General features: G+C 61.4%; 11 protein-coding genes. 7 read left to right on the top strand and 4 right to left on the bottom strand.

The features are described from left to right. Positions 1 to 461 precede the first annotated feature (461 nt). Both AC0L28_RS27955 and tyrS read left to right on the top strand, forming a co-directional pair. On the top strand, positions 462 to 1136 hold the full coding sequence (locus tag AC0L28_RS27955) for an alpha/beta hydrolase (RefSeq protein WP_027154148.1): 675 nt from the start codon (positions 462 to 464) through the stop codon (positions 1134 to 1136). A 205-nt stretch (positions 1137 to 1341) separates the two neighbouring features. After that, entirely contained in the window at positions 1342 to 2595 is a 1254-nt protein-coding gene (gene tyrS / locus AC0L28_RS27950) for a tyrosine--tRNA ligase (RefSeq protein ID WP_473481479.1), read from the top strand. 304 nt (positions 2596 to 2899) lie between these two features. Here the strand turns inward: tyrS and groL are convergent, their stop codons facing one another. From groL to AC0L28_RS27930, 4 genes are all read right to left on the bottom strand, one after another. Then, entirely contained in the window at positions 2900 to 4543 is a 1644-nt protein-coding gene (groL, locus tag AC0L28_RS27945; protein ID WP_027154146.1) for a chaperonin GroEL, read from the bottom strand. A gap of 55 nt (positions 4544 to 4598) precedes the next feature. Next, positions 4599 to 5855 (bottom strand): 5-aminolevulinate synthase, encoded by a 1257-nt coding sequence (hemA, locus tag AC0L28_RS27940; protein ID WP_287259737.1) that lies wholly within the window; start codon positions 5853 to 5855, stop codon positions 4599 to 4601. A 173-nt stretch (positions 5856 to 6028) separates the two neighbouring features. Next, positions 6029 to 6271: a hypothetical protein gene (locus AC0L28_RS27935; RefSeq protein ID WP_027154144.1), complete on the bottom strand. Its 243-nt coding sequence runs from the start codon at positions 6269 to 6271 to the stop codon at positions 6029 to 6031. Positions 6272 to 6351: 80 nt separating this feature from the next. After that, entirely contained in the window at positions 6352 to 6957 is a 606-nt protein-coding gene (locus AC0L28_RS27930; protein ID WP_287259630.1) for an SCO family protein, read from the bottom strand. Positions 6958 to 7151: 194 nt separating this feature from the next. Here AC0L28_RS27930 and AC0L28_RS27925 point away from each other — a divergent pair, with 194 nt between their 5' ends. The 5 genes from AC0L28_RS27925 (at position 7152) to AC0L28_RS27905 (ending at position 12797) form a co-directional block, all read left to right on the top strand. Beyond that, a complete protein-coding gene (locus AC0L28_RS27925) occupies positions 7152 to 7850 on the top strand; it encodes a carboxypeptidase regulatory-like domain-containing protein (protein WP_413468442.1) in 699 nt (232 codons plus the stop codon). A gap of 90 nt (positions 7851 to 7940) precedes the next feature. Beyond that, positions 7941 to 9086, top strand: a complete 1146-nt coding sequence (locus AC0L28_RS27920) for a metallophosphoesterase family protein (protein WP_023798297.1) — start codon at positions 7941 to 7943, stop codon at positions 9084 to 9086. 11 nt (positions 9087 to 9097) lie between these two features. Beyond that, positions 9098 to 9562, top strand: a complete 465-nt coding sequence (locus tag AC0L28_RS27915) for a c-type cytochrome (protein WP_023798298.1) — start codon at positions 9098 to 9100, stop codon at positions 9560 to 9562. Between the two features lie 131 nt (positions 9563 to 9693). Next, positions 9694 to 11136 (top strand): cbb3-type cytochrome c oxidase subunit I, encoded by a 1443-nt coding sequence (locus tag AC0L28_RS27910; RefSeq protein ID WP_128168550.1) that lies wholly within the window; start codon positions 9694 to 9696, stop codon positions 11134 to 11136. After that, positions 11133 to 12797 (top strand): cbb3-type cytochrome c oxidase subunit II, encoded by a 1665-nt coding sequence (locus AC0L28_RS27905; protein WP_128173156.1) that lies wholly within the window; start codon positions 11133 to 11135, stop codon positions 12795 to 12797. The genes AC0L28_RS27910 and AC0L28_RS27905 overlap by 4 nt, the downstream gene beginning before the upstream one ends.

The raw sequence follows: 12797 nt of genomic DNA, 5'->3' as shown, positions 1-12797 counted from the left end.
GCGGCGGGGCCCGCCCCCCCCCCCCGCCCCCGCCCCGCCCCCCTTCCCCCCCCCCCCCGCCCCCCCCCCGCCCGCCCGCCCCGCCCCCCCCCCCCCCGGGGGGGGGCCCCCCCCCCCCCCCCCCCCCCCCCCCCCCCCCCCCCGCGCCGCGGCAAGCAGCGGCGCGCTAGCATTGTAGTCGAGATAGGCGCGTCTTCCGGCCATTTTCGTTTCGATCGGTCCCTTCAAGAGCCATTCCGCGAGGATAGCGCGTTATTTCCTTGAAATTGCAAGGCAAGCCGTCCTATTTACGCGACTTGCGGCGTGGATGGCCGAACCACGACGTTTTGGCCACCCAGTTTTGAACAATTCTAAACTAGCTTCTAAGAAGACGCTCGCCCTGCGTCAAGGCCTGGGAAGACTGGGGCCAGAGGAAGAGTTGTTCCAAGCACCGCGCATTCTTATGCCATGTGGAGTATTTTATGCCTGAGGTCATTTTCACCGGTCCGGCCGGCCGCCTGGAGGGTCGCTACCAGCCTTCCAAGGAAAAGAGCGCGCCGATCGCCATCATCCTGCACCCGCACCCACAGTTCGGCGGCACGATGAACAACAAGATCGTCTACGACCTCTTCTACATGTTCCAGAAGCGGGATTTCACCACGCTGCGCTTCAATTTCCGCGGCATCGGCCGCAGCCAGGGCGAATTCGACCACGGCACCGGCGAATTGTCGGATGCGGCCGCGGCACTTGACTGGGTGCAGTCGCTGCATCCGGATTCCAAGAGCTGCTGGGTCGCCGGCTATTCGTTCGGCTCGTGGATCGGCATGCAGCTTCTGATGCGCCGGCCGGAGATCGAAGGCTTCATCTCGATCGCGCCGCAGCCCAACACCTATGATTTCTCGTTCCTGGCGCCCTGCCCGTCGTCCGGCCTCATCATCCATGGCGACGCCGACAAGGTCGCGCCGCCAAAGGACGTGCAGGGGCTGGTCGACAAGCTGCACACCCAAAAGGGCATCACCATCACCCAGAAGACCTTGCCCGGCGCCAACCATTTCTTCTCCAACGATGCGGACCTCTTGCTCCAGGAATGCGCGGACTATCTCGATCGCCGTCTGGCAGGCGAGTTGTCCGACCCGCGGCCGAAACGGTTGAGATAGGCCGAACAGCGAAGATATCTCCGGCATCTCGCGTCGGGCTCTGTCGCAGGATATGGCATTCGATTCGAAGCCGTGCGGCGCCGTTACAGCGGTCAGGTGGAAAAACCGGATTCCCCTTTTGCTGACCGCGCTTGGATGCTAAACGCCCCCGTTCACGCATGCCACGCCCGATCCGCTTCGGTTGGGCGCTTTCGGGAAAGAAAAAATGTCCGCCTTCAAATCCGATTTCCTGCGCGTAATGAGCGAGCGTGGTTTCATCCACCAGATTTCGGATGATGCCGGCCTCGACCAGCTTTTCGCCAGGGAAACGGTGACCGCCTATGTCGGCTACGATGCCACCGCGACCAGCCTGCATATCGGTAATCTGATATCCGCGACCATGCTCTACTGGCTGCAGGAGACCGGCCACCGGCCGATCGCACTGATGGGCGGCGGCACTTCGATGATCGGCGATCCTTCCTTCCGCGACGACCAGCGCAAGCTTTTGACGCCTGAGGCCATCGCCACCAACATCGAGGGCATCAAGCGCATCTTCGGCCGCATCCTGCGTTTCGGCGACGGTCCAAACGACGCGATCATGGTCAACAATGCCGACTGGCTGATGAAGCTCAACTATGTCGAGTTCCTGCGCGATGTCGGCCGGCATTTTTCGGTCAACCGCATGCTGACCTTCGACAGCGTCAAGCTGAGGCTCGAGCGCGAGCAATCGCTCTCCTTCCTCGAATTCAACTACATGATCCTACAGGGCTATGATTTCGTCGAGCTCAGCCGGCGCTATGGATGCCGCCTGCAGATGGGCGGATCGGACCAGTGGGGCAATATCATCAACGGCGTCGATCTCGGACACCGCATGGGCACGCCGCAGCTTTATGCCCTGACCACACCGCTGCTGATGACGTCGTCAGGCGCCAAGATGGGCAAATCGGCGAAGGGCGCGGTGTGGCTGAACGGCGACCTCTGCTCGCCCTATGATTTCTGGCAGTACTGGCGCAACACCGAGGACGCCGACGTCACGCGCTTCCTCAAGATTTTCACCCGCCTGCCGCTCAGCGAGATCGCGCGGCTCGCCGCGCTTGGCGGCTCCGAGATCAACGAGGCCAAGAAGGTCCTGGCCACGGAAACGACGGCCATCGTGCACGGCCGCGAGGCGGCCGAGCAAGCCGAGGAAACCGCGCGCAAGACGTTTGAAGAAGGCGCGCTGGCCGAAACGCTGCCGACCGTAGAGGTCGGCAAGGCCGATCTGGAAAGCGGCGTCGGCATATTGTCGCTGTTCGTTGCCGCCGGGCTTGCCGCGTCCAACGGCGAAGCGCGGCGACACATCCAGGGCGGCGCGGTGCGCCTCAACGACCAGTCCGTGTCCGACGATCGCCGGTTGGTGACACTTGAGGATCTAGGTCCGGAACAGGTCGTAAAGCTGTCGCTCGGCAAGAAAAAACACGTTCTGGTGCGGCCGGTCTGACCGGCGCTTGATCGATCTCGATGGAATCGGGATGGGGCTTCATTAGTCCTTTCCCGAAACCGGTTTCACATCTTGCTGCGCTGACCTTCGGTTCGGGATCACGGCCCAGGTAAAACCTAATCAGGTAGGTACTGAGAAGGGCCGAGATGGGTGAATATTGCCATTCGTCTCATCTATCGGAGCGAGCAGGTAGCCCCATAAGCCGACACCTTGGATACCGTGATCCTCGAGCGACTTGTCTCACCTCGATAGCGGACGAGATCATTGTTGACGGCGGCGAGCCCGGATTACGCCCGCGAAGCGGTCAGAAATCCAAATCCATATCGTGATGATGATGCTCGTGACCGGGAAGCTCCGGCGGCGGCGGGCCAGGCACTTCGGCCACCATCGCCTCCGTCATGATGAGGAGGCCTGCCACCGAGGCTGCGCCCTGGAGCGCCGTTCGCACCACCTTGGCTGGGTCGATGATGCCCTTTGACACCAGATCCGCGTACACGCCCGATTGGGCATCGTAGCCATAGGCGTTGTCGTCGTTTTCGAGGATCCCGGCGATGACGACCGAGCCTTCCAGGCCGGCATTGATCGCGATTTGCCGAGCCGGCCAGGTGATCGCCTTCCTGACGATCGCGATGCCGACCTGCTGGTCCTCGTTGCTGCCCTTGAGCTTCTTGAGCGCCCTGCCGGCGCGCAGTAAGGCGACCCCACCGCCGGGGAGAATGCCCTCTGCAACCGCGGCTCTTGTCGCGTTCATCGCGTCATCGATGCGATCCTTCTTCTCCCTGACCTCGACTTCGGTTGCACCGCCGACCCGGATAACGGCGACGCCACCGGCGAGCCTGGCCAGCCGCTCCTGGAGGTTCTCGCGGTCGAAATCGGAGGTGGTTTCAGCAAGCTCGAGCTTGATCTCGGCGATGCGGGCCTCGATGCTTTCCCGCTCGCCGGCGCCGCCGACGATCGTGGTGTTTGCCTTGTCGATCATCACCTTCTTGGTGCGCCCGAGCATATCGAGGGAAGCATGTTCGAGCTTGATGCCCAAATCCTCGGAGATCACCGTTCCGCCGGTCATCAGCGCGAGATCCTGCAGCATCGCCTTGCGGCGGTTTCCGTAGGCCGGCGCCTTCACGGCTGCAACCTTGAGAGCGCCGCGCAACTTGTTGACCACCAGCGCCGCCATCACCTCACTCTCGACATCCTCGGCGATGATGAGCAGCGGCTTGCCGGCCTGCACCACCTTCTCCAGCAGCGGCAGTATTTCGTTCAGACTGGACAGTTTCTTCTCGCTGACGAGGACATAGGCATCCTGCATCTCGACCCGCATCTTTGCGCGATTGGTGATGAAATGGGGCGAGATATAGCCGCGGTCGAACTGCATGCCCTCGACGAATTCGAGTTCGGTTTCGAGCGACGTCCCGTCCTCGACAGTGATCACGCCGTCATTGCCGACCCTCTTCATGGCGTCGGCGAGGCAGCGGCCGATCTCCCTGTCGCCGTTGGCCGAGATGGTCCCGACTTGCGCAATCTCGACGTTCGAGGTGACCTTCGTGGCGTTGTTTTTGAGTTCCGCGACGACGGCTTCGACCGCGAGATCGATGCCGCGTTTCAGGTCCATGGGATTCATCCCGGCGGCCACCGCCTTGGCGCCCTCCCGGGCGATCGCATGCGCGAGCACGACGGCGGTGGTCGTGCCGTCGCCGGCCTGATGGGAGGTTTTTGTTGCTATCTCGCGCACCATCTGGGCGCCCATGTTCTCGAACTTGTTGTCGAGTTCGATTTCCCTGGCGACGGTCACGCCGTCCTTCGTGACCCTTGGCGCGCCGTGCTCCCTGCCGATCGCGACGTTGCGCCCCCGCGGGCCAAGCGTGACGCTCACCGCATTCGCCAGGATGTCAATGCCGCGCAGCATTCTGTCGCGAGCTTCGAACGAGAACATGATTTCCTTGGCAGCCATTTCCTTGATCCTTAAGACCAAATCTTCGGGGAACGGCGACGTCTCATTCGGCCGCTCAGGCGAGATTGTCCCGTGGCAGCCCGAGCCGATTCCAGACATCGAACAAAGCTGCCGCGAGCCGATCAATCATGATGTCCTCATGACAGGGTGTCGGCGTGATGCGCAGCCGCTCAGTTCCCTTCGCCACAGTCGGATAATTGATCGGCTGGATATAGATGTCGTGATCGCTCAGCAGCAGGTCGCTCGCCGCTTTGCAATGCGCCGGATCGCCGACTGCCACCGGAACGATATGGGTGTCGCTCAGGATGACCGGCAGCGCAGCGGCACCCAGCGCCGCCTTGACCCGCCGGACGCGATCCTGCTGGCGCTTGCGCTCCCAGTGCGAGGTTTTCAGATGCCGGATCGCCGCTGTGGCCGCGGCGCAGATCGCCGGCGGCAACGCGGTGGTGAAGATGAAACCCGGAGCATAGGAACGAACCGCATCGATCAGCACAGCACTTCCCGTGATATAGCCGCCGAGGCAGCCGAAGGCCTTGGCGAGCGTGCCTTCGATCACATCGATCCGGTTCATGGCGCCGTCGCGCGCGGCGATGCCGGCGCCGCGAGGGCCGTACATGCCCACAGCATGGACCTCGTCGAGATAGGTCATTGCGCCGTAACGATCGGCGATTTCGCAAATGCGATTGATTGGCGCGACGTCGCCGTCCATGGAATAGAGACTTTCGAAGACGATGAGTTTTGGCCGATCCGGACCCGCTGCCTTCAACAATTCCTCGAGATGATCGACGTCGTTGTGGCGGAAGATGCTCTTCTGCGTACCGGACTGACGGATGCCTTCGATCATCGAATTGTGGTTGAGCGCATCGGACAGGATCAGACAATCGGGGATCAGCTTGGCGATGGTCGAGATGCCAGTCTGGTTCGAAACATAGCCGGACGTAAAGACCAGTGCCGCCTCCTTGCCGTGGAGATCGGCAAGCTCGCTCTCCAGCTCTAGGAGCGGATGGCTGGTGCCGGAGATATTGCGCGTCCCGCCGGCCCCCGTTCCCAGGCGGGTAGCAGTCTCCACCATGGCGGCGACCACTTTTGGGTGTTGTCCCATCCCGAGATAGTCGTTGGAGCACCAGATCACGACGTCCTTCGGTCCATGCGGGGAATGCCACACGGCATTGGGGAAGCGTCCGGCGACGCGCTCAAGGTCCGCGAACACACGGTAGCGCCGTTCCTCCCGCAGACGCGCGATCGCATCTGCAAAGAAACCGTCATAACTCGTATTGCCTGGCACCAAGATACGGCCTTGCCCATCGGCCATATCGCCCGCATCTCCGGTCATCGGAGGTCCAAATCGCCGCGGCGCAAGGACGTTCTTTACGCCGCCAGGTTTGCCGGTGTGCAACGCTGTGGGTTCCGCCATCGCCCGATTCCCCTGCTTGCATACGAATTATGTCGAAGCGCGATGCGCGCCGATCCCGCTCGCATAGTTCCTCACGACCCGCGTTCAGGAAGGTCGAAATTGAGCTGCAACATTCGCGCGATGTTTATCAGAATTGTCTCGCAGACCTTATCTTGATTAGGATCCAGATATTTGACAGTCCAGTTTGCCCCGTTCTCCTTGGTTTCGAGCCGCTGAATCACAAAATCAGTGACGTGCTCGCATCCCGGCTCCTTATGAAGATCCGCGAGGATCAATGCCTTAAGCTCCGAAGCCTCCTTTGTATGTCTTTGCATGGTCGCTCTCCTTCCGGATGACAACTTTCTATGGATCGCTCAACTGCTTAATCGTGATGTCCGTCATCCCAGGGCTGGTGTCATCGCACCAGTTCACCCAACCTAGCGGCAATGCCGCTGCTTGGTGTGTCAGAGTCTAGCCCCTCCACGAATTGCCCCTGTGGGTTCATGATGTAGATGTGGGTGCCGTGATCCATTAGGTAGTCGTCACCGCCCGCCTCGCCCCGGCGCGCCACACCATAAGCGCCATATGCCTCCGAAACCGTAGCGATCTGTTGCGGGCTGCCGGTCAGTCCCACGATGCGCGGATCGAACGCTGCGGTAAAGCTTCCCATCACCTCAGGCGTGTCGCGTTCGGGATCGACAGTGATGAAGAGCGGTTGCAGTTTTGCGGCGTCGGGTCCGAGTTCCTCAATCGCCGCGGCGATTGATGACAGCGTCGTCGGACAGATGTCGGGACAAGAAGTATAGCCGAAGAAAACCAGCAGCCATTTGCCGCGATAAGTCTCATCGGTGACCGTCGTTCCGTCCGGCGCCGTAAGCGTGAATGGGCCACCGACCGTCACAGGCGCCGTGTCGGCCCGCATGAGCGGTTGGCAGATCGACAGGGCCGCTGCGAATATTATGCAGAAGAGGGTATGCGAACCGTAGGCCCAGGGGCTGAGGAGTCCATGCCGCCGCTTCATCAAGTACCTCCGGCACTTCGAGAATGACGCACCAACCCCCGCGTGTGTTTGTGATTAACAAACTCGCCTAAACTATCTCACTTTATCATGTTTTGTTGCTGAATGGCTAGACATGGTTCTGATTTAGCTCTATTTTTAAAAGTTGCCCCTCATCTCGCTAGAAGGAGGAGGCTTTTATGACCATTCGCGAATTGATGAGCGGGCTGGCGGCGATCGCTTTCGTTGCGATGGTGTCCGCGCCTGCGCAAGCCTACGAAGTGGGTCCGGTCACGGGAGGCGGAACGATCGAGGGTACGATCGTCTACCGCGGCGACGTGCCGACAACAAAGATCATCCCCACCAAGGATATCGAGGTGTGCGGCGATCCCCGCGAGGAGCCGCTGATCGAAGTCGGCAGCGATCAGGCCGTGCTGAACGCGGCGGTGCAGCTGGTCGACGTGGCACAGGGAAAGGCCTGGCCGGAGCCCGGAAAGCCGCCTGAGCTCAACAACCTCAAATGTCGCTTTGAGCCCGCGGTTCAGATGATACCCGCCGGTTCGCTGGAGGTGGTCAACAGCGACCCAATGCTCCACAACACCCACGGGTATTATGGCAAGCGCACCGCCTTCAACCTGGCGCTGCCCAATAAGGGCCAGCGGATACCCGTCGAACTGAAGCGGGCCGGCACTGTCCGCGTCGACTGCGACGCGCATGGCTGGATGGAAGGCTGGGTCTATGTGGTAGACAATCCCTACTACGCTGTCACCGGCGCCGACGGCAAGTTCAGCATAACCGATGTTCCGCCTGGGGACTACAAGCTCGTGGCGATCCACCCCTTCACCGGGCCGATCGAGCAGACCGTAAAGGTAGAGGAGAATAAGGCCACCAGTCTGACGATTGAACTGAAAAAATAAGAAAATGGGCGACCCACTGATTCAATAGGGTCGCGCTCCTGCGAGAAGGCCGACGCTTTAAGAAACGGTCTGCACTGAGGAGGAACCCTGATGTCTGACGAGCTTGACCGCATTCGGCGCGAAATGCATGCGGTGCTGCAGCCGCCTGGAGTACGGCCCGACGACTCGCTCCAAATCACCCGCCGCACATTCATTCATAGATCGCTGCTGTTCGGCGCTGCTTCCGTCGGCCAGACGTTCGCGTGGTGGCCGCTGCTCAACACCATCGACGTCGCTCACGCCGCCGAAGCGCCGTTCAAGTTTGCCTGGATTTCGGACACCCATCTCTACGAGAGGTCCCTCAACACGCGCTTCGTCGACAAGGTGGTGCGCGCCGTACAAGAGGTCCAGGCCATGGATCCGCCGGCCGACTTCCTGATCTTCGGCGGCGACCTAGCCCAGCTCGGAAAGATCGAGGAACTTGAGCTTGGCGTTGAGCTCCTCAAGGATCTGAAGATCAAGAAGTACTACATCCCGGGCGAGCATGACTGGTATCTGGATATGGGCAAGAAGTGGGGCGAGTTGTTCGGCCAACCCAACTGGACCTTCGATCACAAAGGCGTGCGCTTCATCGGGCTCGATACGGTCAGCCGGGGACCGGACTACTGGACAGCGAAGAAGATGACGCCAGAGGAGCGCATGGGCCACATGGCTACCCTCGACGGCACGGTTGCCGGCGCGTGGGCCGGCGTCGGCCGCGAGCAACTCGACTGGATGCAGAAGACACTCGCCGACTGGGATAAGTCCAAACCGATCGTCATCTTCAGCCATAATCCGCTGTACGAGTACTACCCGCCCTGGAATTTCTGGGTGCGCGACTGGCGCGAAGTGAATGACGTGCTGAAGCCTTATAAAAAGGTCACCAACATCCATGGTCACGTGCACCAGGTGCTCTACAACGAGATCGGCAGCATGCGCTCGATCGGCATGCTGGCGACCTCCTGGCCATGGCCGTATGCCCCGGAAGGCGTCCCCAAGCTGACCAAGCCGATGATCCGGGTCGACCCCGGCGATCACTTCGATGGAGTCGGTTGGGAAACCGTCAACGTCAACGCCGACGACAAGGTCGACGTCGAGTACATCATGTGGGGCCGCAAGGAGGTGCTCGTCCAGTCGCCGGAGGACCACGACAAGAGCATTGAGGAGGTCTTACAGCCACGCATCGCCGACAGACAGTACCCGTGGGAAAATCCATAAAGGGGATGGCTATGATAAACACATCGACATTCCTCTGCATTCTGAGGCGTTCCACCGTCGCCGGAGCGGTCGTCGCAGCTGCCGTCGTCGTCGGCCCGGCCAGTGCCAACAAGGACCCGGTGACGCCAAAGCAGCTGAAGCTCTATCAAGAGGCGTTCATGGAGGAGGTCAGGAAGGGAGACCTCCTGTTCCACGGTGATGCGGCGATGGCGGAGCAGTTGGGCGTCAAGCTGTCGACCACCGGGTGGGCCTGCGCCATGTGCCATCCGATGGCCTCCGATACCCACCCGCATGCGTTCCCGAAGTTCCAGCAGTCGATGGCCAAATTCGCGACACTGCGCGACATGATCAACTGGTGCATCGAGAAACCGAACCAGGGCGAGAAGATCGATCCCGAATCGGAGGCGATGAAGGCGCTCGAGGCGTACATCACCTGGTCGAACACTGGTTCGGTGTTGGTGCCAGGCAAGTACTAGTCTCGTCGATAGCCGGGGCTCGGCTTCACGGGAGCGCGTCCGCCATCGGGGTGACACCTCGATGGGTGGGTTGAAGCAGTCGTGCGGCCCGGGAACCGCGCGGGGAGGTCTATGCGTTGGCAGAGACTGGGATGGAGCTGCGCGGCAAGTTCGCGAATGTGGACCTGGATGCGCTGGTCGACAACCGGGTCGTGCGGACCTGGCTTTATTTCGGCATGTTCTGGCTGATGGTAACGCCATCCGTCGGCGTCCTGATATCGAGCACCTTCAACTACCCCGACTATCTCGGATCGGGGAATCTCGAACTCACCTTCGGCCGGCTGCGCCCGGTCCACGTCAACGGTGTCATCTTCGGCGCTTTCTCGACGCTTTTCATCGGCCTTTGCTACTATCTCGTGCCGCGTCTGTCGGGGGTGCGGGTAATATGGTCGGAGTGGTCGGTTCTTCTCGCATGGGTCTGGAACGTCGCAACGCTTGCCGGTTTGGTCGGCTTGCTGTTCGGCGACAGTGACGGTTTGGAAGCCGGAGAGTTTCCGCTCTATGCGAAGGTCGCATTCTTCATCGTAGTGGCCGTTGCTACCGCGCAATTCCTGATCACGATCAGTCGAAGGCTCGAGCCGGCGATCTATGTCGCGCTATGGTACTTGATCGCCACTTTCGTGTGGACGACGATGAACTTCGTGCTTGGAAGCTTCATCCTGCCGTACACGATCTCGGGCATCAACAGCGCCGCCTTCCATGGCCTCTATCTCCACTACATCGTCGGGCTGTGGCTAACGCCCGCGGGCTACGTGATCATCTACTATTTCCTGCCGATCAGCGCGCGAAATCCGCTCTATGCCCATAAGCTCTCGCTGGTAGGCTTCTGGTCCCTGGCATTGTTTTACCCGTTCGTCGGCATCCACCATTACCTCTACAGCCCGATCGCGGACTGGGCCGAGACCTTGGCCGTCGTCACGTCGATGCTGCTGATCATTCCGGTGTGGACGGTACTGGTGAACTTCTTTGGCACCATGATGGGCAAGTGGCATGAGTTCGGCAGGAACTTGCCGGCGAAGTTCCTGATCATGGGCTCGCTCATGTATCTCGTCGGCTGCTTCCAGGGCTCGACCGAGGCGCTGCGGCAGCTGCAGCAGCCGACCCATTTCACCGATTTCGTGATCTCGCATTCGCATCTCACCGTGTTCGGCACCTTCGTCGTCTGGGCGATGGGGGGCCTCGTCTATACCTGGCCGCGGCTGTTCGGGCGCGAACTCTGGTCCTTCAAGCTCGGCAACTGGTCGTTCTGGCTGATCACCGTCGGCATCACGACCATGGGCCTGGTCCTCACAGCGGGCGGGCTGCAGCAGGGTTATCAATGGATGAATGGGGTCGAATGGCTCGACTCGCTCGTCTGGGTGAAGCCCTACTGGCTGGCGCGGACCCTGGCAGGGATCAGCATGGATATCGGTATGTCGCTGCTGGTGGTGAATCTGATGCTGACTGCACTGACCAGCCCGGCGGCTGAGGCGCGACGCGTCCGCGGGCCGGTGGAGGCGCCTATCCCGGCCCCGGCGGGAGGGCCCGCGCAGTGAACGTTCGCTTCTTCGCGCTGTTCGCCGGCGTCTTTTGCATCACCCTCGCGGTGATCACGCAGGGCGTGCTGCCCTTCGTGGAGCCGTCCTCGCGAACTACGCGCGTGACCTCGGTGGTGCGGACGGATTTCGGCCAGCTGAAATGGACGGTTTCAGAGGCGACTGACTACACCGAACAGCAGCGTCGCGGCCGCAACATTTACCTGCGCGAAGGCTGCTGGTACTGCCATTCGCAATTCGTGCGGCCGGTGACCGGCGAGATCCGCCGCTGGGGACCGGTCAGCGAGGCGGGCGAATACGCCTATGACGTGCCGCACCTGTTAGGCACACGCCGGATCGGGCCGGACCTGACGCGCGTCGGCCTGAAATACAGCGACGAATGGCACCTGGCGCACTTCTACAATCCGCGGATGCTGGTGCCGGACTCGATAATGGCGCCGTATCGCGGCCTCTTCCACGAGCCCGATGCAGCCGTCCGTATCGTTGACGACGGCGCTGGAAATCGGACCCTGGAAAGGACAGGGGTCACCGAAGGCCTGTTCGACTTCGACAGCCAGCAAGCCATCCAGCTGACGCCGAATGCGTACGGGTTGCTGTTCGTGCCGCTGAAGGCGCGCGAAAGAAAGCCGATCATCCTGACGCCGAATGACGAATACACAGGAGAAACCGTCAGCATCGCGGCGGAGACGGAATCGGTGGCGGCGCTCGTTTCCTACGTCCAGAAGCTCGGCACGAACCGGGGTAAATGGCGCGATCTTTTCGAGCCGCAAAGCCTGGAGGTCATGGATGCGACGATGCCGCGCTCCGAGGAATGGATTGCTTATGGGAAGGAAGTCTATGAGCGCCGCTGCATCGGTTGCCACGGTGCCAAAGGCGACGGCAACGGGCCGGCCGCCACCTTTATGTTTAACCAGCGGCCCAGGGACTTCACGTCCGCAGTCTTCAAGTTCAGGTTGACAAAGGAGCCCCTGCCCACGGACGGCGACATGCTGCGCACCATTACTCGCGGCATCCGCGGCACGGCAATGCCCCCTTGGTACGAACTGCCGCTCAACGATCGGCTGGCGGTGATCCAATACATCAAATATGAGCTAGCGGTTGACCGTTCCGATCCCGCCAGTCCTTACGCTTTCTTCGTCGAGGAACCGCCTGGCCCACCGTTGTATATCGGGCGCCCGCCGACCCCGTCCCAGACGATGCTGGACCGAGGTAAGGAGATTTGGCAGGTGGCGAAGTGCTGGGAGTGCCACGGCCAAGGCGGCAAGGGCGACGGCGAGAAGGCTGCCGGCCTCAAGGATGATCTCGGGTTCGCCGCCGTGCCGGCCGACCTCACCAGCGGCCAGTTCAAGTCTGGCCCGGCCGTCGAAGACATCTTCCGGACGATAACTACCGGCCTCAGCGGCACGCCGATGCCGTCCTATCGGGACTCTTTTCCGGACGAGGACCGGTGGGCGCTTTCCTATTTCGTGGTGGCGCTTTCCGCCTATAAAGACCCGCTCTCGCTGCAGCCGCTGTCGATCAAGCAGGAGGCCCGCGCGGCGCTGAACGATCTGGAACTGGTCGCTGACAAGCCTGAGCGAGCCTATGTGCCCGATCCGTCGGTGCCGGCGTCCGGCCCGCCAGCGCCGCCTGGCGAGGAACAGGCACCCGCCGGAGGTTAG

The sequence above is a fragment of the Mesorhizobium sp. WSM4847 genome, from assembly GCF_055811335.1.
This window is presented reverse-complemented; position numbering and strand designations above follow the sequence as displayed.

What these genes read in the sequence shown, in the direction of transcription:
- AC0L28_RS27915 (WP_023798298.1), top strand. Translation starts at nt 9,098, where the DNA reads ATGATAAACACATCGACATTCCTCTGCATTCTGAGGCGTTCCACCGTC.
- AC0L28_RS27920 (WP_023798297.1), top strand. Translation starts at nt 7,941, where the DNA reads ATGTCTGACGAGCTTGACCGCATTCGGCGCGAAATGCATGCGGTGCTG.
- AC0L28_RS27935 (WP_027154144.1), bottom strand. Translation starts at nt 6,271, where the DNA reads ATGCAAAGACATACAAAGGAGGCTTCGGAGCTTAAGGCATTGATCCTC.
- tyrS (WP_473481479.1), top strand. Translation starts at nt 1,342, where the DNA reads ATGTCCGCCTTCAAATCCGATTTCCTGCGCGTAATGAGCGAGCGTGGT.
- groL (WP_027154146.1), bottom strand. Translation starts at nt 4,543, where the DNA reads ATGGCTGCCAAGGAAATCATGTTCTCGTTCGAAGCTCGCGACAGAATG.
- hemA (WP_287259737.1), bottom strand. Translation starts at nt 5,855, where the DNA reads ATGGCCGATGGGCAAGGCCGTATCTTGGTGCCAGGCAATACGAGTTAT.
- AC0L28_RS27955 (WP_027154148.1), top strand. Translation starts at nt 462, where the DNA reads ATGCCTGAGGTCATTTTCACCGGTCCGGCCGGCCGCCTGGAGGGTCGC.
- AC0L28_RS27925 (WP_413468442.1), top strand. Translation starts at nt 7,152, where the DNA reads ATGAGCGGGCTGGCGGCGATCGCTTTCGTTGCGATGGTGTCCGCGCCT.
- AC0L28_RS27910 (WP_128168550.1), top strand. Translation starts at nt 9,694, where the DNA reads ATGGAGCTGCGCGGCAAGTTCGCGAATGTGGACCTGGATGCGCTGGTC.
- AC0L28_RS27930 (WP_287259630.1), bottom strand. Translation starts at nt 6,957, where the DNA reads ATGAAGCGGCGGCATGGACTCCTCAGCCCCTGGGCCTACGGTTCGCAT.